This is a genomic window from Pseudomonas sp. B6(2017) (assembly GCF_002112765.1).
Lineage (GTDB): Bacteria > Pseudomonadota > Gammaproteobacteria > Pseudomonadales > Pseudomonadaceae > Aquipseudomonas > Aquipseudomonas piscis.
In genome coordinates this window covers 42,241-64,162 of sequence record NZ_NEIQ01000025.1, presented here as the reverse complement: position 1 = coordinate 64,162, position 21,922 = coordinate 42,241, and the positions used below count along the sequence as shown (strand labels likewise).

Below are 21,922 nucleotides of genomic sequence, written 5' to 3'. Positions count from 1 at the left end.
CCATGTCCATCTACGAGCAAGGCCTTGCGCCGTCTGCCGTCAACCACATCGCCCTTTCGCCCCTGAGCTTCATCGAGCGTACCGCCGCGGTCTATCCGGACTACCCGGCGGTGGTCCATGGTTCGATCCGTCGCACCTGGGCCCAGACCTACAGCCGCTGCCGGCGCCTGGCCTCGGCCCTGGCCGGGCGCGGAATCGGCAAGAACGACACGGTGGCGGTGATGCTGCCCAACATCCCGGCGATGCTCGAGGCGCATTTCGGCGTGCCGATGATCGGCGCCGTGCTCAACGCCCTCAACGTGCGCCTGGACGCCGAGGCCATCGCCTTCATGCTGGCCCACGGCGAGGCCAGGGTGCTGATCGCCGACCGCGAGTTCCATGCAGTGATCCAGGCCGCCGTGGCCATGCTCGACCACCCGCCGCTGGTGATCGACCTCGACGACCCGGAGTACGGCGAGGGCCAGCCGGTCAGCGACCTGGACTACGAGGCGTTCCTCGCCGAGGGCGACCCGGAGTTCGCCTGGCAGTGGCCGGATGACGAGTGGCAGGCCATCGCCCTGAACTACACCTCCGGCACCACCGGCAATCCCAAGGGCGTGGTCTATCACCACCGCGGCGCCTACCTCAACGCCCTGGGCAACCAGATGACCTGGGCCATGGGCAACCACCCGGTGTACCTGTGGACCCTGCCGATGTTCCACTGCAACGGCTGGTGCTACCCCTGGACCGTCACCGCCCTGGCCGGGGTCCACGTATTCCTGCGCCGGGTCGACCCGCAGAAGATCCTCAACCTGATCCGCGAACACCAGGTCAGCCACCTGTGTGGCGCGCCCATCGTGCTCAATGCCCTGGTGAACATGCCGGAGTCGGCCAAGGCGGCCATCGACCACCCGGTCAAGGCCATGGTGGCCGGGGCCGCGCCACCGGCCAAGGTGATCGGCGCCGTGGAAGAAATGGGCATCCAGGTCACCCACGTCTACGGCCTGACCGAGGTCTACGGCCCGGTGACCCTGTGTGCCTGGCACGCCGCCTGGGACCCGTTGCCCCTGGAAGAGCGGGCGCAGATCAAGGCGCGCCAGGGCGTGCGCTACCCGACCCTGGAAGGGGTGATGGTGGCCGACCCGAAGACCCTGGAACCCACGCCCCGGGACGGCCAGACCATCGGCGAGATCTTCATGCGCGGCAACACGGTGATGAAGGGCTACCTGAAGAACCCCACCGCCACCGCCGAAGCCTTCGAAGGCGGCTGGTTCCACACCGGCGACCTGGGCGTGACCCATCCGGACGGCTACGTGGAGATCCGCGACCGGCTCAAGGACATCATCATTTCCGGAGGCGAGAACATCTCGACCATCGAACTCGAAGGCGTGCTCTATCGCCATCCGGCGGTGCTGGAAGCGGCGGTGGTGGCCCGGCCCGACGAAAAATGGGGCGAGACGCCCTGCGCCTTCATCACCCTCAAGGCCGACCACCAGGACGTGCGCGAAGCCCAGATCATCGCCTTCTGCCGCGAGCACCTGGCGGGGTTCAAGGTGCCGCGCACCGTGGTCTTCAGCCAGTTGCCCAAGACTTCCACCGGCAAGATCCAGAAGTTCGTCCTGCGCGACATGGCGAAAAACCTCTAGCCTGAACCCAAGATCCCCGCGCATGCTGGCCCCGGCATGTTCGCGGGGCCCGCCCCTTTTGAATCACGCGGCCACGGCCGTGCAACCTCCACCCTTGCACGAGGTTTCCTGCAATGCCCGAATTCAACGCTCCCCTGCGCGACATGCGCTTCGTCCTGCATGAAGTGTTCAACGCCCCCAAGCTCTGGGCCCGGCTGCCGGCCCTGGCGGACATCGTGGACGGCGACACCGCCGATGCGATCCTCGAGGAAGCCGCCAAGGTCACCGCCACCCTGGTGGCCCCGCTCAACCGCAGCGGCGACGAAGAAGGCGCCACCTGGGAGGCCGGCCAGGTGCGCACCCCCGCAGGCTTCAAGGAGGCCTATGCGACCTATATCCAGGGCGGCTGGGTCGGCCTGGGCGGCAACCCGGCCTATGGCGGCATGGGCATGCCGAAGATGCTCGCGGTGCAGTTCGAGGAGATGCTCTACGGCGCCAACTCCAGCTTCGCCCTGTACTCGACCCTGAGCTCCGGCGCCTGCCTGGCCATCGACGCCCACGCCAGCGAGGAACTCAAGGCGCGCTACCTGCCGGCGATGTACGAAGGCCGCTGGGCCGGCTCCATGTGCCTGACCGAGGCCCACGCCGGCACTGACCTGGGGATCATCCGCACCCGCGCCGAACCCCAGGCCGACGGCAGCTATCGCATCAGCGGCAGCAAGATGTTCATCACCGGCGGCGAGCAGGACCTGACCGAGAACATCATCCACCTGGTATTGGCCAAGCTGCCGGATGCCCCGGCCGGGCCCAAGGGCATCTCGCTGTTCCTGGTGCCCAAGATCCACGTCGACGCCAACGGCAACCTGGGCCAGGCCAACGCCGTGAGCTGCGGTTCCATCGAGCACAAGATGGGGATCAAGGGCTCGGCCACCTGCGTGCTGAACTTCGACGGCGCCAGCGGCTACCTGGTGGGCGAGGCCAACAAGGGCCTGGCGGCGATGTTCACCATGATGAACTACGAGCGCCTGTCCATCGGCATCCAGGGCATCGGCTGCGCCGAGAACTCCTACCAGAACGCCCGGACCTACGCTCGCGAGCGCCTGCAGAGCCGGGCCCCGTCGGGGCCGGTGGCCAAGGACAAGGTCGCCGACCCGATCATCAACCACCCGGACGTGCGGCGCATGCTGCTGACGATGAAGGCCATGACCGAGGGCGGCCGGGCCTTCGCCAGCTACGTCGGCCAGCAGCTGGACCTGGCCAAGTTCGCCGACCAGCCCCATGAGCGGCACAACGCCCAAGCCCTGGTGGCGTTGCTGACCCCGGTGGCCAAGGCGTTCTTCACCGACAACGGCCTGGACAGTTGCGTGCTGGGCCAGCAGGTGTTCGGCGGCCACGGCTACATCCGTGAATGGGGCCAGGAGCAACTGGTGCGCGACGTGCGCATCGCGCAGATCTACGAAGGCACCAACGGCATCCAGGCCCTGGACCTCCTGGGGCGCAAGGTGGTGGCCAACGGCGGCGTGGCCCTGCGCCTGTTCACCGGCGAGATCCGCGACTACGCCTACCTGCCCGGCGCGGCCTATTCGGCGCAGTTGCTCAATGCCGTGCAGCGCCTGGAAGAACTCAGCGACTGGTTGTGCCAGCAGGCCGTGCAGAACCCCAACGCCGTGGGCAGCGCCTGCGTCGAGTACCTGCAATTGTTCGGTCATGTGGCCTACGCCTACCTGTGGGCGCGCATGGCCCAGGTGGCCGGGCACAAGCGCGCCGAGGACGAACGCTTCTACAGCGCCAAGCTTGGCACCGCGGACTTCTATTTCAGCCGCCTGCTGCCGCGCATCCTTGGCCTGGAGCAGAGCATCCGTGCCGGCAGCTCGCCGCTGTTCAGCCTCGCCGACGAGCAGTTCTGAAGCATCGGGCCGGGCCTGCGGCGCCCGGCCCGGCCCCTTGCACCAGCAGGTGCAAAACCCCGGGCGCCCCGGCATACTCGGCGCCCCTGCCCACCACCCAAGGATGAATCGTGTCGGCATCTGCCCTGCTCATCGCCGGCGCAGCCATCGTGCTGCTGCTCGGTACCCTGCACCTGATCTACACCTTCGCCACCGACAAGTTCCAGCCCCGCGACCCGGCCCTGGCCGAACGCATGCGCGCGGTCGCCCCGGTGATCAGCACCCAGACCAGCCTGTGGCGCGCCTGGATCGGTTTCAACGCCAGCCATAGCCTGGGCGCCATGCTCTTCGGCCTGGTCTATGGCTACCTGGCCTGGCTGCATCCCGAGCTGCTGCAACAGGCCCCGGGGCTTTTGTACCTGGGCCTGGCCTTCCTCGCCGGGCTGTGGGCCCTGGCCGTCCGCTACTGGTTTCGCATCCCGCTGCTGGGCATCAGCCTGGCCTTGCTGCTGTTTGCCGTCGGCAGTGCACTGGCACTCGCCTGAACCTGCACCGCAACCACCCTTCACCTTCATCGAGTTGACCCATGCCCCGCCTGTTCACCCTCTGGTCCTGGCTCTACCATCCCCTGTGCTGGGTCGCCGTCGCGGCGCCGCTGGCGCTGATGGTGTTTTGTGACGTGCAATTGATTGTCCCGCGGGATGTCGGCGGCACCCTGTTCGGCGGTTCAATGGGCTTCATCCTGTACCTCAGCATCTGGCTGGCGTGTGCCCTGGGCCTGGGCCTGGCCTTGCTGACCCGGGTGCCCGGAGCTCGCCTGGCCTGGATCGGTGCCGGTGTGGCGCCTTTGCTGCTGGGCGCCTGGTGGCGGATCAATTACCCGGACGATGCCGACGGCAACCTGATGTTCAGCCCCATGGCCCGGGAGCTGGACTACGCCATGGCCATTGGCTGCGCCTTCATCTACAGCGGCGTGCAACTGCTGCGCCGGCGACGCCTGGCACCACGCCCTGCGGCCACCAGCGCCGATGAGCTGTTCCTGCGCACCATCTGGGCACTGATCCTCGCGGCGCTGTTCATCCTTCCTCCCTTGAACGCCATGCGCCAGCGGGCCCTGCCCTATTGCGCATTCAACAAGGCGGGCGAGCAGTTGAGCGTATGCCTGGGCGGTGGCCCGGAAGAGCGGGTGATCATCGACTGACGCCTGTCAGAAGTCCCCGCCGAAACCGGTGTGCGGCGCAGCGTCCCGGCGCCGTCGCCCGGTTCGATTGAATATTCAGTTTGGCCCCAGGCCGGAGATCGGGCAGTCCCGCCCTATTCGAAGCCTGCATCGGGCACCTGCTGCTACAGCTCGTCGAGCACTCCGGGGCCTGAGCGAGCCTGGCTGCGCGGTTCGCGAAAGGCGCTGGCGATGACACGAAGGGACTCACGGGTGCGGGTGTCCGACAGCTTGGAATGCATCACCAGCTTGGACGATGGCAGGCCGGGCAGGTCGAAACGCTGAGAGACCTCCACCAGTTCCGCCGGAGCCAGGCGGCAAGGCAAGACGCCCACCGCCAGCCCGGCAGAAATTGCCGCGATGACGGCGGACACCCCGCCACCGACGAACACCTCGATCCAAGGGATGGTGGCACGATCGAGCGACATTGCAGCAAGATCCCGCACGCCGCATTGCGGGCTCAGGCTGGCGACGCGCAAGGGTTCGTCCCGGTTGAATTCAAAGTCTGCGGCGGCGAACCAGCCGAAGGTTTCGACGCACAACACGTTGCCGTCACGGCGATCCTCACAGTCACGAATGATCACCGCATCCAGCACCCCAGCATCGTAGTCATCGAGCAGTGGCCCGACGCTGTCGAGCCGTACCTCGATGGACAAGCCCGGGTCCATGGATTTCAACCGAGCCAGCAACGTGGTGATCTCCGGCCCCATGACATGGCAGGCCATGCCGAGCTTCAGGTGCTTGCGCTGGGTCGCGAGGTTGGCCAGCGCCCGCTCGTGGGCCGCAAGAAAGTCCCGAGCCGACTCGATGAACAGCTCGCCCTTGGTGGACAGCCGCACATGGCGCGGAGTGCGCTCGATCAGACGATGCCCGAGCTTGTCTTCCAGGCGCTTGAGCTTGACGCTGAGCGCCCCCTGGGTAGTGCCCAGGAATTGCGCGGCACGGGTGAAACTCTGCGAATCGGCGATGACCACGAAAGCCCGGACCGAGTCCACATCCAGGGTGAAATTGGCGACCATGGAACCATCCCAAATTGTTGTCATAGATATGGCGGGTGATTCTATTTCGTTGTGTTTAGCATCGCTACCGCTTGATCAGCGCTGCCCGGGCGTCCCGGGGTTCTTTCAACCCGCGCTGATTCGATCCAGGAGTGACATGCACAATGAGCGCCATCGCATCATCCAGAAATCGGATCGCCCTGCTGGCGGTCTGCCTGTCCGCCACGATGCTCGGTTTGGAAATCACCAGCATCCCCGCCATCCTGCCCACGCTTGAACACACATTGGCCGCCGACTTCCGGCAACTGCAATGGATCATGAACGCCTACACCATCGCGATGTGCGCCATGCTCATCGCCATGGGCGCCTTGGCCGACCGCTATGGCCGCAAGCGCCTGTTCATGCTCAACGTCGCGGCTTTCGGCGTGGCGTCACTGGTCTGCGGCCTGGCCAGCAATGCCCCGCTGCTGATTGCCGCGCGCTTCGGCCAGGGTGTCAGTGCCGCAGGGATGCTGGCCTGCCAGGTGGCGATCCTCTCCCAACAGTTTCGCGAAGGCCCCGAACGGGGCGTGGCGTTCTCCTGCTGGGGCGTGGTCTTCGGCTTGGGCCTGGGCACCGGCCCGGTGGTTGGCGGGGCGATCCTGGCGGTTTCGAGCTGGCCATGGGTGTTCCTGATCCATGGGGTCCTGGCGGTGCTCACCCTTGTCCTGACCCAACGCGGGGTGCAAGAGTCGGCCGACCCGCACACCACCGGTATCGACATCGGCGGCATGATCACCTTGCCACTGGCGGTGTTCGGTTGCGTCTACCTGATCACCCAGGGCCAGGAGCTCGGCCTCGGGAGTGCCGGGGCAACGGGCGTGCTGGCGGCCAGCCTCGCCTGCCTGCTGCTGTTCGTCGTGATCGAGCGCCGGGCCGAACGACCCATCTTCGATTTCAAGGCCTTTGGTATCCGCAACTTCTCCGGAGCGCTGCTGGGGGCCTGCGCCATGAACTTCAGCTTCTGGCCCTTCATCATCTACTTTCCCCTCTACCTACAGTCGGCACTGGATTATGACGGCGTGCAGTCCGGGCTGATCGTACTTACCTACACCCTGCCGATCTGCCTCGTGCCGCCCTTGGCGGAGAAGATGCTGGCCAAGCACGGCCCTGGCTGGGTGATCCCCCTTGGGATGTTTGCCATAGCCCTGGGATTTGGACTCCTGGGCCTTGTCGCCACCACGTCCTACGCCGGTTGGGCCAGCCTGCTGCCTGGCTGCCTGCTGGCAGGCGCAGGAGTCGGCCTGACCACCACCTGCGTCACCAACACCGCCACCGGGGCCCTCCCAGCGGAGCGCGCAGGCATGGCCTCTGGCATGGAGTTCAGTGCGCGGATGATTTCGCTGTCCATCAACATCGCCGTGATGGGATTGATCCTGGGGCTGGGAGTCTCCTGGTCGCTGGAGCAAAGCCTGGCCCCTCTCGGGGTCCAGGCGGACCGTGCCCTGCTGGACGCTATCTGCGCAGGCAACCTGCGGGCCGGTGAAGCACTGGGGGTTTCCATCGACACGGCGCGTAGCGCATTGATGCAGGGAATCGGCTGGGTCCTGGGCTACGGGGCCAGCGCTACCCTGGTCCTGGCGTTACTGGCGCTGCGGGTCTTTGGCAAGTATCGGCCGCGCAGCCTCTGGCCCGTAGCCGACCTGGCCGAGGGTGACTGACGCAGCACCGGCCAACGCAGCTAGCGCGCAACGAAAAGCCCCGGACGAACCAGGGCTTCTCGTTGCCAGTCAGCTATCGTGCGGTGGGCCTGGGCCGGTCCTTGCGCACCGGCAAGGCAGCGGCGAAGGCCAGGGCCTCTTCCCGGGTGCCGAAGGTGGCAAGCCGGTCGCCCGGGGTGCAGACCTTCCAGGGTCCGTTATTGACGCTCAGTACCTGATAGCCATTGATCTGCATCTTGTTCAGCAGTGGCGTACTCATACACACCTCCCTCTCGTCAGCAAGCCTGGGGCTGGCCGGTCCACCTTACACCCGCACGTGGAACCGGCGACTGCCGCATGTCGGCGCGACGGCTCACTTCTTCAGGTTGGCCAGGGGGTCGTAGGCCCGGGAGCGCTTGCGCTCGTGCTCGGGGCGTGGCCGGTCCAGCGGCGCCCTGGCCGGGCCCACCGGATCGACCTGAGGGTCCTCGAGATCCGGCGAGTCAGGGTCGAAACCCGGCTCATGGCGGCCGCTGGCGTGCTCGGACGAACTGGGCCCGGTGGGTGGCTTGGTGCTCATGGGGCTCCTCCTGCTCGGGGCGACTGGACGACGGTTAAAGACATAGATCGTCTTGCGCCGCGAGGGTGCCGTCGACCGGACCAATGGCGCGGTTGCATTGCAATGCACCACCCGGCACCGCAGGATGACGCCCTGGCCCTCAACCGCTTCAGGAAATGTTCATGACGATTCGTGCTGTGGTTTTCGACTTCGGTGGAGTGCTGTTCGACTGGAGTCCCCATCATCTGTACCGGCAACTGATCCCCGACGACCAGCGTCGCCAGTGGTTCCTCGACACCATCTGCACCCAGGCCTGGAACACCCGGCAAGACGCCGGTCGCAGCCTGGCCGAAGCGACCCGCAGCCTGGTGGCCGAGCACCCCGAACAGGCACCGTTGATCGAAGCCTATTACGGGCGCTGGGTGGAAATGCTGCGCGGGCAATTGGACGACGGCGTGGCCCTGCTGGAGGAACTGCACCGGGCGCGGATACCGCTGTTCGGCTTGACCAACTGGTCCCGCGAGACCTTCCCCCATGCCTGGGACAACTACCCCTTCCTGCGGCGCTTCCGTGACATCGTGGTCTCCGGCCAGGAGCGGCAGCTCAAGCCCGAGCCGCCGATCTACCACACCACGGTGCAACGCATCCGCGCCCACCTGCCGGACATCGCCCCCGGGGAACTGGCATTCATCGACGACCACGAACCGAACATCGTCGCGGCCCGGGCACTGGGCTGGAATGCCATCCACCACCTCAACGCGCAGCAGACCCGCACACAACTGCAGGCGCTGGGCGTCAGCCTCTGACCACCCGCCACCCCTCGATCCAGCCGTTGCGGCCTGACACAAGGTGGCGCCTGACACACCGCGCCGCACGCCTCTGGGGCGCTGCGCGACCGTACGCGGCCTCGCAGGCGCGACAGCGGCTACAAAGGCTGCGAAGGGTTCGGCACGGGCGGCAAGACAGCCGCGCTATCGCCCCGGGCAATCAGCCCTATCGCCCTTTGGAATCAGCAGCCGAACCCCCGCAAACAGCCGCTCATCCGGCGTGAATCCACCGGTCGGAAACCCCTGGAATCAGTGTGCCATTAGCCGGCCTTTTCCAACGGCGCTGCTTAACTGCAAAAGCTGCCGAGTACCGCAGCATTTCCCCCCAATCACCACGGAAGGCACACGCCATGAGCAATGCACCGCACCATGTGATTCCCCCCTATGGAGTAGCGATCCAATCGGCGATCTCCGAAGGCCAGCTGCCGCAGATGAAAGCCTTGCTGGCCAAGCGCGACAGCAACCAGGCCGAGCCTGCGGAACTGCGCGCCGCCTATGAACAACTGGCCAAGGAAGTCGCCCGCCTGGAACGGCACTGACCGCTGTTCCCCTGTCACTGTATGGAGGCAAAGCAAATGTCCGGCTCCAACGCACAAGAAAGCCTGTTCCCCCTGAGCTATCGCATCGGCACCTCGCAACCCGGAGCGCCGAACCTGCAACTCAACCTGCTGGTCTACACCCCCGAGCGCAGCCTGCGTGGCAACTCGTCGATCACCCAGGCGGCCAGCCCGCCGCTGGACCTGCAGACCGACGACTGGGGCCAGTACACCTACCTGACCGTGACGTCCGGCACCAAGATCCTCCTCAGCGTCGCCGGCAACCAGGGTGGCCCGGGCGCGAACTCGATCATCACCTTCAAGCTGCAACTGGTGGTCGACGACGACTGGAAGCAAGGCGTCGCCAACTACCAGTTCTACAACGGCCATACCTGGTCGACGGTGAACAACGCACCGGCCTACCTGGAGAACAACATCCAGTCCAGCAGCCTGTCCCGGCCCCAGCCCCACGGCCATGCCCATCATCCGCTGCCACCCCTGGCGGCGCTGTACGCGGCCCCGATCCACGGCGCCATCGCCAGCGGCGACCTGGCGCAGATGAAGAGCCTGCACCGGGTGGCGACCCAGCAACTGGAGCAGCTGCCGCTGATCCGCACCGCGCTGGATGCCGCCAAGTCCGAGATCGCCAGGCAGGAGCGGCGCTGAGCCCCGGGCCCGGCACACTTCGACGCATCCATCACGCCAAGGAGTAGCAGCATGACAACTGGACTGTTCCATACCCGCCTGATCATCACCAACCCCGTGGTCGGCGCACCGATCCTGACCCTCGACCTGCTGGTCAACACCGTGCAGAAAACCGTCTCCGGCCTGGCCCAGGTGACCCAGAGCACTTCGCCGCCAGTGCGCTTGAGCGCCGACGTCTGGGGCAACTACTCGCAGATCAAGCTCGACCAATCCAGCGAGGGGCACCTGGTGCTCAACCTCGCGGGCAACCCCAGCGGCCCCGGTAGCCAGAGCGCCGAAACCTTCCACTTGCAGGGCCTCCTCGGCCTGGACTGGGCCAGTGGTTTCGCCAGCTATCGCTTCAACTACCAGGGCCACTGGCACGAGGTGCAACACGCCGCCGTCAGCCCGGCCCCGGTGGAACAGGCGGCGCAGGCCGAGCCCCAGGGCCGGGCCGGCAATGCGGCCGAGCAAGCGCACCTGCACCCGCACCCGCTGTACGCCGTGGCGTTGCAGCAGGCGCAGGCCAGCGGCGACCTGGCCCGGCTCAAGGCCCTGGTGGCCCAGGCCGAGCAGCAGGTGGCCAACGGTGAGCGGCTGAACAAGGCCGTGCAGCAGCTGCAGGTGGAAATCACCCGCCTGGAACAACGCTGAACCCGGCCTCCGGGACCGGCCCACCACGGCCGGCCCCGGACCGCAGGACAACCGACCGCGCCACTGTCGCTCAAGGAAGGCGCGCCTATTTCCATGGGTTGGTGCCGCGCACCGCTGGGTGCGCAAGGATCTTTCATGTCAGACCATCTCCCCGCCCGCTACCTCAGCGAAAGCGATATCAAGCGCTACGTGCCTGTGCACGTGGTCTGGGAAATCACCCTCGCCTGTGACCTCAAGTGCCTGCACTGCGGTTCCCGGGCCGGCCACCGGCGCCCCGGCGAGCTGAGCACCGGCGAGTGCCTGGAAGTGATCGACGCCCTGGCCGCCCTGGGCACCCGGGAAGTCACCCTGATCGGTGGCGAAGCCTATTTGCGCAAGGACTGGACCCGACTGATCCAGGCCATTCACGACCATGGCATGTACGTGGCGATCCAGACCGGTGGGCGCAACCTGACCCCGGCCAAGATGCAGGCGGCGATAGACGCCGGGCTCGATGGCGTCGGCGTGTCCCTGGATGGGCTGGCACCGCTGCATGATGCGGTGCGCAACGTTCCCGGCTCCTTCGCCAAGGCCCTGGACACCCTGCACCGGGCCAAGCAGGCCGGGCTCAAGGTCAGCGTCAACACCCAGATCGGCGCCGCCACCCTGCCCGACCTGCCGGCCCTGATGGAGCTGATCATCGAGGCCGGCGCCAGCCACTGGCAGATCCAGCTGACCGTGGCCATGGGCAACGCCGTGGATCACCCCGAGCTGCTGTTGCAGCCCTACCAGTTGCTGGACGTCATGCCGCTGCTGGCCCGGCTGTACCGCGAAGGCAGCGAGCGCGGGCTGCTGATGAACGTCGGCAACAACATCGGCTACTACGGCCCCTACGAACACCTGTGGCGCGGCTTCGGCGACGAGCGCGTGCACTGGAGCGGTTGCGCCGCCGGGCAGACGATGCTGGCCCTGGAGGCCGACGGCACGGTCAAGGGCTGCCCGTCCCTGGCCACCGTGGGCTTCTCCGGCGGCAACGTGCGCAACATGAACCTGCACGATATCTGGCACTACAGCGAAGGCATCCACTTCGGCCGGCTGCGCTCGGTGGACGATCTCTGGGGCTACTGCCGCACCTGCTACTACAACGATGTCTGCCGGGGTGGTTGCACCTGGACCTCGCATTCGCTGCTGGGCAAGCCGGGCAACAACCCCTACTGCCACTACCGGACCCTGGACCTGGCGAAAAAGGGCCTGCGCGAACGTATCGTCAAGCTCGAGGAAGCAGGCCCAGCCTCGTTCTCCGTGGGTCGCTTCGACCTGATCACCGAACGCATCGACAGTGGCGAAACGGTCTCCAGCGTCAGCGACAGCGGCCAGGTGATCAAGCTGGCCTGGGTCAACCAGGGCCACGCGTCCCCCGAGGAAGGACGTGTCCCTGCGCGCCTGGCCCTGTGCCGGGCCTGCCTGCAGTACATCCATGGCCATGAAACCACCTGCCCGCATTGCCAGGCCGATATCGCCAGTGCCGAGGCTCGGCACCAGGAAGACCGCCTGCGCCAGCAGGCGCTGATCAACACCCTGCACCAGTTGCTCGGCCTGCCCCAGGAGCAGCCCCGCCTGTAGCGCCACCGGCCGCCCAGGGCGGCCGGCTATAAGCCCTGGGCGAACCATAGGAAAAGCGTCTAAAAAAATCCCTCGCGCCGGCGCGTTCGGCGCTTTGCTATGCAATATCCACCGATGCCGCCAAGGCTGTCGGTTTCTCCAGGGTCCGCCCTGGCCGCACAAGGAAAGTACGCGATGAAGATCAATCCCTACCTGGTATTCAACGGCGATTGCCGGGCCGCCTTCACCTTCTATGCCCAGTGCCTGAACGGCACCCTGGAAATGATGCTGACCTTCGGTGAGAGCCCGGCCCGCGACCAACTGCCGGCCAACTGCCATGCCCTCATCATGCATACCCGACTCAATATCGGCGACCAGGTGCTGATGGCCTCGGACAGCACCCCGGACCTGCCCTACGCCGGCATCCGGGGTTGCTCCATCGCGTTGAACATCGACAACGCCGCCGAAGCCGAACGGATATTCAATGCCCTGCTCGAGCAAGGCAGCGTCCGCATGCCCCTGGAGGAAACCTTCTGGGCCGAGCGTTTCGGCATGCTGGAAGACAGGTTCGGGGTGTCGTGGATGGTCAACTGCGAAAAAAAGACCCACTAGCCCACGACCCAGCCAACGGCTTCAAGACCTCGCGCCCCTGATCGGACGCGACCAACTCCAGGCGCTGGCGCAGTAGTGCCAGCGGGACTTTCCTCGAATGGTCCAGTGAGGGTGATCAAGCCGGCCAGCCTAACCCCCACGCGAGCGTGGCAAGCGCCAGGACGGGCACAATTCTTGTGCCGGCAAGGCTCGATCGAAAATTTTTTTACCCCGGCAAAAAGCCGCGATCCCCCCGCCAGCCGGCGCCTTGCGGGCAGCGCGGCGGTCTAGGACGCGGACTTTTGCGCAACTTCATCAAACGGCCACCGAATCCCTGTACTAGGATACGAAGCGCCCTTTGGTCGATCTGCATGAAACAGGAGTTAAACAGGCAGTCGACCAAACCCGTTGCTATAAGGCAGCCCTTCCCCACTTCACATTCATGGATGAAATGATGAACTCACAAGCACTGTTCCCCCATATCGGCAAGGTCATCGCCAGCACCGGCAGCCGCCGCTTTCCACGCATGCTGCACGACCTGATCCTCACCCAGCTGGCGGTGGACGCCACCCATATCACCCAGCTGCGGGCAGATCCGGAACAGGCCAGCGAAGGTCATCGGCGCAGTGCCGTGCACCACCGCCATCCCCTGCACGACAAGCCGGCCAACGACGATCCACTGCTGCGCGCGGCCTTTCCCGAGCAGAGCGCCGAGTCCGGCCCCGCCCTCCTGCGGCGCCGTGGCCCCGGCAAGGACACGGCGCAGCTGCACCTGACCGTCCGCAAGGATGCCTACCAGTACGTGCTCTCGGTGTACCGCAGCAACCAGGCCCGCAGCTTCTCGCCCCAGGAACGCCTGCTGCTCGAAGACTTCTCGCCGCTGCTGCTGCCCATGGTGGAAAAGCACATCAGCGCCCTGCAGCCCCGCGGCCAGGACGGCGAGCAGAACAACACCGCCGTGGAGGGCCTGGAGACCCTGCGCCTGCGTTTCGCCGACCGCCTGGCACAGTCCGGCCTGAGCCTGTCCAACCGCGAGATGGAAGTCTGCGTCGGCCTGCTGGCCGGGCGCACCGCGCCACAGCTGGCCGAGCAGTGCCAGCTCAAGGTCAACACCGTCGAGAGCTACCTCAAGCGCGCGGCGATCAAGCTGGGCATCAGCGGCCGGCACTCGCTGCTGCGCTGGATGTACTCGCCCCAGGAAGCCGCCGCGCCGGTCGCCGCCAACGCCGAGTAAAGCCACCGCGGCGCCGGTGTCCGGCGCCGCGCCGCCCGGCGTCAATCCCGGGCCAGGGCTTCGATCGGATCCAGGCGCGCCGCGTTGCGCGCCGGGACGAACCCGAAGACCACCCCGATCAGCGTCGAGCAGGCGAACGCAGTAATGATCGAGCCCATGGAGAACACCATCTCCCACTCCTTGATGAACAAGGTGAACAGGTAGCCGATGGCGAAGGACAGGGCGATGCCGATGGCGCCACCGATCAGGCAGACCATCACCGCCTCCACCAGGAATTGCTGGCGGATGTCCGACTGCCGCGCCCCTACTGCCATGCGGATGCCGATCTCGCGGGTGCGCTCGGTGACCGACACCAGCATGATGTTCATCACCCCGATGCCGCCCACCAGCAGGGAGATCACCGCAATCAGCGATAGCAACAGCGCCAGCGAGCGGCTGGTGCGCTGCACCGTCTGCATGATGCTGTCCAGGTTGTTGGTGAAGAAATCCTTGGTGCCGTGGCGCTGCTCCATGAGCTTCTTGACGTGCTCCTCCACCACCTTGCTCGGCTGGCCGTCCTTGATCTTCACGCTGATGCTGTCCAGGTGGCGCTGGCCCAGTACCCGCCCGGCGGCAGTCTCGTAGGGCACCCAGACGTTGAGCAGGTTGGCCGCGGTGAACAGGTTCTTGTTCTCGGCGGTGACGCCGATCACCGTGCACGGCAGGTTGCCCACCAGGATCACCTGCCCCAAAGGATCGACATCCGGGCCGAACAGGCGATTGCGGGTGTTGTGGTCGATGACCACCACCTGGGCCTGGCGCCGGGCGTCGTTCTCGCTGAAGGCGATGCCGGCGGCCAGCTTGATGTCGCGGACCTTGAAGTACAGGTGGCTGACGCCGTTGACCGTGGCATTGAGGTCGATGTTGCCGTAGCGCAACAGCAGGCTGCGGCCGACCATCGGCGTGGCGCTGTCGACGTAGTACAGCTGGTTCAGGGCGGTGACGTCGGCGGGCATCAGGGTCTGGATCCCCGCCGCCCGGCTGTCGCCGAAGCTGGCCCCGGGAAAGATGTCGATGGTGTTGCTGCCGATCGCCTGGATGTCCTTGAGCACGTAGCGCTTGGCGCCCTCGCCGATGGCCACGATGGACACCACCGAGGTGATGCCGATGATGATCCCGAGCATGGTCAGCAAGGTGCGCATGCGGTGCGAGACCAGCGCCACCCAGGCCATCACGAAGGCCTCCTTGAACAGCCCCAGGCTGGCCACCAGGCGCCGGCCCGCAGCCGCGCGGGCGCTCACCTGCGGTGGCGCCTCCAGCTCCTGCGGCGGCCTTGGGTTGGCCCGGTCGCTGACGATCTCGCCGTCGCGCACTTCGATGATGCGCTCGGCATTGGCCGCCACCTTGGGATCATGGGTGACGATGATCACCGTGTGCCCGGCGGCGTGCAGTTCCTGGAGAATGCGCATCACCTCCTTGCCGCTGCTGGTGTCCAGGGCCCCGGTAGGTTCGTCGGCGAGGATCACCTCGCCGCCGTTCATCAGCGCCCGGGCGATGCTCACCCGCTGCTGCTGGCCCCCGGACAGCTGGTTGGGCCGGTGCTCCAGGTGCCCGGCCAGGCCCAGGCGCGCCAGCAGCTCGCGGGCCCGGCCATGGCGCCGGGCCTGGGGACTGCCGGCGTAGATCGCCGGGATCTCGACGTTGTGCATGGCGTTGAGGTGGGGCAGCAGGTGGTAGCGCTGGAAGATGAAGCCGAAATAATCGCGGCGCAGTTCCGCCAGGGCCTGGTCGTCCAGGTCGCGGGTTTCCCGGCCATTGACCTGGTAGCTGCCGGCCGTGGCGTAGTCCAGGCAACCGAGGATGTTCATCAGGGTCGACTTGCCCGAGCCCGAGGCGCCGGTGATGGCCACCATCTCCCCGGCCTCGATGCACAGGTCGATGTTCTTCAGCGCCAGGAACTCACGCTCGCCGGCCTTGAAGCTGCGGCTGATGCCCTTGAGCTGCAACAGTGGCTGGGTCATGGTCAGGCCCCCGCCGTGCCGGACAACGGATCACCGATCACCACCTTGTCGCCCTCGGCCAGGCCGTCCTTGACCTGCACCTTGACGTTGTTGTTGATCCCGGTGCTGATGTTGCGCAACTGGGCCTGGCCCTTGGCATCCAGCACCCGGACCGCGAAGCTGCCGTCGGCATTGCGCGGGCCTAAGGCCGCCACCGGCACCATCAGCACATCCTTGGCGGTGTCCAGGACGATGCGCACCTGGGCGGTCATGGAGATGCGCAGGCGGTGGTCGGGGTTGGGCACATCGAACAGCGCGTTGTAGAACACCGCGGTGTTCTGCTTGGGGGTACCGGCCGGCTGGGTTTCGAGAAAGTTCTGCGGCGCCGGTTCCGTGCCCCGCAGCTTGGCGTAGTAGCGCTTCTCGGATTCGCCGAGGATGGTGAAGTACACCTGCTGGCCGGGGCTGATGTGGATCACGTCGGCCTCGGACACCTGGGCCTTGACGGTCATGGTGTCCAGGTCGGCGAGCTTGAGCAGCACCGGCGCCAGCTGGTTGGCGATCACGGTCTGGCCTTCCTGGGTCACGATCCCCACCACGTCGCCGTCGATGGGCGCGACGATGCGGGTGTAGGCCAGGTTGACCTTGGCCGTGTCGATCTGGATCTGCGCGCTCTTGATCTGCGCGTCCAGGGACATCAGGGTGGCGCGCTGCACCTCGTAGTTGGACTCGGAGGTATCGAAGTCCTGCTTGGAGATCGAGGCGTCCGCCTGCAGCTCGCCATAGCGCTCGTAGATGGCCTTGGTTTCCTTGAGCTGGGCAGCGGTGGCACGGCGCTTGGCCTGCAGGTTTTCCTCGTCCACCTCGGCCTGGCGCAGGGTGTTGCGCAGGACCAGGGGGTCGATCTCCGCCAGCCACTGGCCCTTCTTCACCTTGTCCCCGACCTTGACCTTGAGGGACTTCAATTGCCCGGAGACCTGGGCGCCGACATCCACCTGCTTGATGCCTTCCAGCAGCCCCGAGGCCAGCACCGCGTTCTCGATGTCGCCCCGTTCGACGATGGCGGTCAGGTACTGCGGCGGCTGTGCCGGCGCGCGCACCGTATAGAAAATCAATCCGGCCACGACCACCAGCAACAGCCCCATACCGATTTTGCGAAACTTCGACTTTTCCATAGATGACCACGAGTACGTTGAGGGTTGGCGGCGCCGGCCAGCGGCGCGCCCCCTGGCGGGACACCGTGTTGCCGTGATGAGCGGTGTCCCAGGTGGATGAAAGGTCCTATCCGGCCGCCGGCGGGCACCCGCCCGTCGCCAGCCTGGTCGTCCCTGGCGTCATGACACGACCTCCTCCCGGGGCAGCGCCAGGCCGTCCTGCCACCAGGCCGCCAGGTGCCGCACATTGGGTGCCTTGAGCAGGCTGAAGTGGTTGCCCGGGGCGTACCACACGCCCAACTCGCCCACCAGGCCGCGCCAGCCCTGGATCATGTCCTGCTGTTCCCGACGGTTGCCGGCGGCGTCCAGCACCGGGTCGTCGGCCAGCACCAGGCGCACCCGTCCAGGGTAGCCATCCCCGGGCCGGTAGCAGGTGCGCAGGGCCGTGGCGAAGGTCCGCGCCGGGCCATGCATGGCCCGGGGGTCGGCACGCTGGGACAGCAGGCCGATGCGCACCATGCCCGCGTGCAACTGGCGCATCTGTGCGGCGTCATCCGCGGCGGCGAACCCCTCGGCATCGATACCCATGTCGCGACCGGCGGACAACTGCATGGATTCGATCAGGCGTTGCAGCGCCGCCGTGGTGGTATAGGGCCGTCCCACCAGGCCCGTTCCGCCTGGGGCCTGGCTGTCGAGCAGGGTCAGGGACGCCACGTCGCGGCCGGCGGCCTGCAACAGCGTGGCTATCTCGAACGCCACCCAGCCGCCGAAGGAGTGGCCGATCAGGTGTAGCGGCCCGCTCGGGTGCTGCTCCTTTATCGCTTGCAGGTAATGCCTGGCCGCCACTTCCACCTGGCCATGGGGCGCATCGTTGCCATCCAGGCCCCGGGCCTGCAGGCCGAAGATCGGCCAATCCGGCCCCAGGGCCTCGGCCAGGCCGATGAAGCCGGTAATGCTGTCGCCGGCCCCGGGCACGCAGAAGATCGGCACCTGCCCGGCACGCCCACCCTGGATCCGCAGCAACGGCTGGTGGGCCTGGCCGGCACGGGCGGCCAGCCTCGGAGCCTGCTCCAGGGCCAGGCCCATGGCCTGCCCCAAGGCCTGGACATGGGGCGGCTGCATCATGCTCAGGTGGTCGCCGGGAACGCTGATGCAATGCAACTGCTCCACCGCCAGCACTTCACCCCAGCCCAGGGTCGGGCTGCGCCGGGACAGTTCGGTGGGTCGTTCGGCGGCGCAGAACAGATGCACCGGCACACCGATCGGATGCAACCGGTAATGGGCCAGCGCATGCCCATGGGCCACCTCGCGATCCAGGTACTGCCACAACTGCTCGGGGTTGGCCGCCTCCAGCTGGTCGAACAACAGGCGCTGGTCGCGCAGGCAGTGCAGCAAGGCCGCGAAATCGAGGCCGTCGAGCTGTCCGCGCAATCGCTCCAAAGCCGCCAGCGCCACGCTGCCGGCCTCGCCCTGGGCGCTCCAGTAGGCCTGGCACTGCAACAGCAAGTGCTGCTGGTGGGCATCGGCGCCGGACCAGCGCGCCTTGCCCTGGTCGGTCAGGCGCGGCACGTAGCTGTCGATCAGGCCGAGGAACTCCACCTGCTGATCCAGCCCGAGCAGTTGCTGGGCGATTTCATAGGCCAGCACACCCCCGAACGACCAGCCGGCGATACGGTACGGACCCTCGGGCTGGGCCTCGCGCAGGACCTGCACCAAACGCGTGGCCAGGCATTCCAGGGTGCGCAGTTGCGGCTGGCCCAGGGCGATGCCGGGCAGGCCATAGATGGGGAAATCCCCCGGCAGATGTTGCCCCAGCACCGGGAAGTACAGGTCCAGCCCGGTGAACTCGTGCACCAGGAACAACGCCGGCCCACTGCCGCAGCGGATCGGTACCAGCTCCAGGGCCGGCGCCGCGCCACGCTCCTCCAGCAGCCGCGCCATGGCGGCCACGCTGGCGTGCTGGAACAGGTCCGCCAGGCCCAGCTCGAAACCCGCCTGTTGCAGGCGGTTGACCAGCTGGATCGCCAGCAGCGAGTGCCCGCCCTGCTCGAAGAAATGCTCGTGGCGCCCCACCTGAGGCATGTGCAGGACCTGGGCCCAGTGCTCGGCCAAGGCTTGCTCCAGGGGCGTGCGTGGCGCCTCGTAGGTACTGCTGGCCCGGGTTTCGGGCCCCGGAGCCGGCAGCGCCTTGCGATCCAGCTTGCCATTGGCGGTCAACGGCAACGTCTCCAGGCAGACATAGGCCGGCGGCACCATGTACTCCGGCAACCGCTCCAGCAGGTACTCGCGCAACATCTCGCTGGTTGGCGGCAGCTGCCCTGCATTGACGCTGTAGTAGGCCACCAGGCGCTTGTCTCCGGGCTCGTCCTCGCGCACCAGGACCACGGCGTCGCGCAGCCCGGCAAAACTCGCCAGGCAAGCCTGGATCTCCCCCGGCTCGATGCGAAAACCACGGATCTTCACCTGCTCGTCATTGCGGCCGATGCACTCCAGCACGCCGTTGCCCAGCCAGCGTCCCAGGTCGCCGGTACGGTACATCCGGGCCTCGGGCTCGCTGCTGAACGGGTCGTGGAGGAAGCGTTCGGCGCTCAACTCGGGGCGATTCAGGTAGCCCAGGGCCACGCCGTCGCCACCGATATGGATCTCCCCCACCACGCCGATGGGCAGCGGCTGGCCCAGGGCATCGAGGATGTACACCTGGGTGTTGGACAGCGGTCGGCCGATGGGCACGCTGTCGGCAGCTTCCGGCAGTTCCCCGGGCTCGTGGGTGACGGCGAAGGTGGTGGTCTCGGTCGGGCCGTAGCCATTGACCAGGCGCAGCCCCGGCGCCTGGGCCTGCATCCGCCGGAACGCCGTGGCATCCGCCCGCTCGCCGCCACACAGGAGCATGCGCAAGCCCTTGAGGGCCTGGGGGATCAACTGCACGTACTGGTTGAACAGGCTGGTGGTGAGGAACAGCAGCGTCACGCCAGAAGCTTGCAGCAGCTGGGCGAACGCCGGTGGGTCGAGCAGGGTCTCTTGGTCCACCACCACGACCCGGCCACCGTTGAGCAGCGGGCCCCAGACGTCCATGGTGCTGGCGTCGAAGGCCGGGTTGGAGGCGAACGCCACCCGGTCAGCGGCGTTGAAGTCGGCGTAGCCGTTGTTGATCACCAGGCGGGTGATGGCCCGGTGCGGCACCAGCACGCCCTTGGGCTCGCCGGTGGAACCGGAGGTGTACATGATGTACGCCACCGCCGCGCTGGAGACTTCCAGGTCCGGGTTATGCCCCGGCAGGCGATCGAAGCGCAGGCGGTCCAGGTCCACCCGTTGCGGCGCGCCGTCCAGTGGCTGGTCGCTGTGGGCCAGCAGCACCAGTGCCTGGCTGTCGGCCAGCATGAAGCCCAGGCGTTCGGCCGGGGCATGGATGTCCAGCGGCACGTAGGCCGCGCCGCACTTGCTGACCGCCAACTGGCTGGCCAGCAGGTCCAGGCTGCGGGGCAACAGCAAGGCCACGTTGGCCCCCGGCCGCACCCCCAGTTCCAGCAAGTGGTGGGCCAGCTGGTTGGCCCGGACATTGAGCCGGGCATAGCTGAACACCTCCTGGCCATGCACCGCCGCTACCTGTTGCGGCCGCTCCCGCACCTGCTCCTCGAAGCGCTGGTGCAAGGCCTGCTGGCGTGGGTAGTCGCGGGCGGTGGCGTTGAACTCCACCAGCACCCGCTGGCGCTCGGCCTGCGGCAGCACCGCGACTTGGCCGATGGCCAGCTCCGGGGTCTGCTCCAGGGCCTGCAGCAGGTTCTCCAGGGTGCACTGCAGGTACTGGCAGATACGCAGGGCATCGACCCCGGCGGCCACCGCCGTGAGCAGGAAACCATCGCCCAGGTCGTCGACGCTCAGGGTCAGGGGATAGTTGCTGCGCTCCTGCGCGTTGAGCAGTTGCATGCCTTCCCAGGCCTCTGCGGCCGAAGCCGCCGCGGGCGCACTGTGCCGGTAGTTGAGCAAGCTGCTGAACAGCGGCGTGCCCGGCTCCACCCCGCTGCAACGCTGGACCAGGGCCAGGGGCGCCTGCTCGTGGCCCAGCAGTTGCGCCAGGCGCTCATGGGTGGCCAACAGTGCCTCGCGTACCGGCACCTGGCCCAGGTCGACCCGCAGCGGCAAGGTATTGATGAACACCCCCAGGGCGTGTTCAGCGCCCTCGCCGCCCTGCATCCGGCCCAGCAGCACAGTGCCGAACACCACCTGCTGCTGCGCCGCCAGGCTGCCCAGCACTCGGCCCCAGGCCAGGTGCATCAGGCTTGCGGCACTGACCCCCAGTTGCCGCGCACGCTCGCGCAGGCGCCGGGCCAGCAGTCGGTCCAGAGGCAAGCGCGCCTCGCTGAGTGCCACCTCGCCCCCTGGCGCTTCCTGCAAGCCCAGGGGCAGGGTCGGTTGCTGGATATCCCCCAGCATCTGGCGGAAGAACGCCTCATGCTCGGCCTCGCCCATGCCCAGTCGCGCCTGGGCCACGTAGTTGCGATAAGGCACCGCCGCGGCCAGGCGTTCCTGGCGCCCCAGAAGAAAAGCCTGCAGCTCGTGCTGCAGCACTTCCAGGGCGACGTGATCCATCACCAGGTGATGGAACAGCAACAGCGCCACCACCCGTCCGTGGTCCGGGTCCAGCGCATGCACCAGGCGCAGCAACGGCGCCTGGGCGATATCCAGGCGGTAGCGACGGCTGTCGAACCGTGCCTGCAACTGCTCCAGCACCGGCCCTTG

General features: G+C 67.0%; 18 protein-coding genes (1 of these 18 cut by a window edge). 12 read left to right on the top strand and 6 right to left on the bottom strand.

Annotated features, from left to right (window positions below; genetic code table 11):
* Positions 1-2: 2 nt before the first annotated feature.
* The 4 genes from CAG11_RS30405 to CAG11_RS30390 all read left to right on the top strand — a co-directional run bounded on the left by CAG11_RS30405 (position 3) and on the right by CAG11_RS30390 (position 4,691).
* On the top strand, positions 3-1,625 hold the full coding sequence (locus CAG11_RS30405) for an acyl-CoA synthetase (RefSeq protein ID WP_085600003.1): 1,623 nt from the start codon (positions 3-5) through the stop codon (positions 1,623-1,625).
* Between the two features lie 113 nt (positions 1,626-1,738).
* Entirely contained in the window at positions 1,739-3,511 is a 1,773-nt protein-coding gene (locus tag CAG11_RS30400; protein ID WP_085600001.1) for an acyl-CoA dehydrogenase C-terminal domain-containing protein, read from the top strand.
* A 110-nt stretch (positions 3,512-3,621) separates the two neighbouring features.
* Complete coding sequence (locus CAG11_RS30395; RefSeq protein WP_085599999.1) at positions 3,622-4,035, top strand: hypothetical protein; 414 nt, start codon at positions 3,622-3,624, stop codon at positions 4,033-4,035.
* 41 nt (positions 4,036-4,076) lie between these two features.
* Complete coding sequence (locus CAG11_RS30390) at positions 4,077-4,691, top strand: hypothetical protein (protein ID WP_085599997.1); 615 nt, start codon at positions 4,077-4,079, stop codon at positions 4,689-4,691.
* 143 nt (positions 4,692-4,834) lie between these two features.
* On the opposite strand, the gene CAG11_RS30385 is transcribed toward CAG11_RS30390, so the two are convergent.
* The gene (locus tag CAG11_RS30385; RefSeq protein ID WP_085599995.1) at positions 4,835-5,728 is read right to left on the bottom strand and encodes a LysR family transcriptional regulator; all 894 of its coding nucleotides are present in this window, start codon (positions 5,726-5,728) and stop codon (positions 4,835-4,837) included.
* Positions 5,729-5,871: 143 nt separating this feature from the next.
* Here CAG11_RS30385 and CAG11_RS30380 point away from each other — a divergent pair, with 143 nt between their 5' ends.
* The gene (locus CAG11_RS30380) at positions 5,872-7,407 is read left to right on the top strand and encodes an MFS transporter (protein WP_177409197.1); all 1,536 of its coding nucleotides are present in this window, start codon (positions 5,872-5,874) and stop codon (positions 7,405-7,407) included.
* Between the two features lie 73 nt (positions 7,408-7,480).
* Here CAG11_RS30380 and CAG11_RS30375 read toward each other — a convergent pair whose 3' ends face one another.
* Entirely contained in the window at positions 7,481-7,666 is a 186-nt protein-coding gene (locus CAG11_RS30375) for a DUF2188 domain-containing protein (RefSeq protein ID WP_068584415.1), read from the bottom strand.
* Positions 7,667-7,759: 93 nt separating this feature from the next.
* Positions 7,760-7,966 (bottom strand): DUF6021 family protein, encoded by a 207-nt coding sequence (locus CAG11_RS30370; RefSeq protein ID WP_022643570.1) that lies wholly within the window; start codon positions 7,964-7,966, stop codon positions 7,760-7,762.
* Between the two features lie 161 nt (positions 7,967-8,127).
* On the opposite strand from CAG11_RS30370, the gene CAG11_RS30365 reads away from it, so the two are divergent.
* The 7 genes from CAG11_RS30365 to CAG11_RS30335 all read left to right on the top strand — a co-directional run bounded on the left by CAG11_RS30365 (position 8,128) and on the right by CAG11_RS30335 (position 14,052).
* Positions 8,128-8,751 carry an HAD family phosphatase gene (locus CAG11_RS30365; RefSeq protein WP_085599993.1) on the top strand — a complete coding sequence of 208 codons (624 nt, stop codon included), beginning with the start codon at positions 8,128-8,130 and terminating at the stop codon, positions 8,749-8,751.
* Between the two features lie 371 nt (positions 8,752-9,122).
* Positions 9,123-9,311: a DUF1843 domain-containing protein gene (locus CAG11_RS30360; protein WP_022643568.1), complete on the top strand. Its 189-nt coding sequence runs from the start codon at positions 9,123-9,125 to the stop codon at positions 9,309-9,311.
* A gap of 36 nt (positions 9,312-9,347) precedes the next feature.
* On the top strand, positions 9,348-9,974 hold the full coding sequence (locus tag CAG11_RS30355) for a DUF1842 domain-containing protein (RefSeq protein WP_022643567.1): 627 nt from the start codon (positions 9,348-9,350) through the stop codon (positions 9,972-9,974).
* A 51-nt stretch (positions 9,975-10,025) separates the two neighbouring features.
* Positions 10,026-10,646: a DUF1842 domain-containing protein gene (locus CAG11_RS30350; protein ID WP_085599991.1), complete on the top strand. Its 621-nt coding sequence runs from the start codon at positions 10,026-10,028 to the stop codon at positions 10,644-10,646.
* A gap of 135 nt (positions 10,647-10,781) precedes the next feature.
* Complete coding sequence (locus CAG11_RS30345) at positions 10,782-12,248, top strand: GDL motif peptide-associated radical SAM/SPASM maturase (protein WP_085599989.1); 1,467 nt, start codon at positions 10,782-10,784, stop codon at positions 12,246-12,248.
* A 174-nt stretch (positions 12,249-12,422) separates the two neighbouring features.
* Positions 12,423-12,839: a VOC family protein gene (locus tag CAG11_RS30340; RefSeq protein ID WP_085599987.1), complete on the top strand. Its 417-nt coding sequence runs from the start codon at positions 12,423-12,425 to the stop codon at positions 12,837-12,839.
* 433 nt (positions 12,840-13,272) lie between these two features.
* Complete coding sequence (locus CAG11_RS30335; protein WP_085599985.1) at positions 13,273-14,052, top strand: helix-turn-helix transcriptional regulator; 780 nt, start codon at positions 13,273-13,275, stop codon at positions 14,050-14,052.
* Between the two features lie 41 nt (positions 14,053-14,093).
* Here CAG11_RS30335 and CAG11_RS30330 read toward each other — a convergent pair whose 3' ends face one another.
* From CAG11_RS30330 to CAG11_RS30320, 3 genes are all read right to left on the bottom strand, one after another.
* Positions 14,094-16,052, bottom strand: a complete 1,959-nt coding sequence (locus CAG11_RS30330; RefSeq protein WP_085599983.1) for a MacB family efflux pump subunit — start codon at positions 16,050-16,052, stop codon at positions 14,094-14,096.
* A 2-nt stretch (positions 16,053-16,054) separates the two neighbouring features.
* Complete coding sequence (macA, locus tag CAG11_RS30325) at positions 16,055-17,206, bottom strand: macrolide transporter subunit MacA (protein ID WP_085599982.1); 1,152 nt, start codon at positions 17,204-17,206, stop codon at positions 16,055-16,057.
* A 159-nt stretch (positions 17,207-17,365) separates the two neighbouring features.
* A protein-coding gene (locus CAG11_RS30320) for a non-ribosomal peptide synthetase (protein WP_085599980.1) crosses the window boundary here: on the bottom strand, positions 17,366-21,922 show its 3' end. Its footprint extends 10,116 nt past the window's final position; 4,557 of the gene's 14,673 nt are visible here — the last part of the coding sequence; its start codon lies beyond the right edge, outside the window — the gene reads right to left on this strand; the stop codon is at positions 17,366-17,368.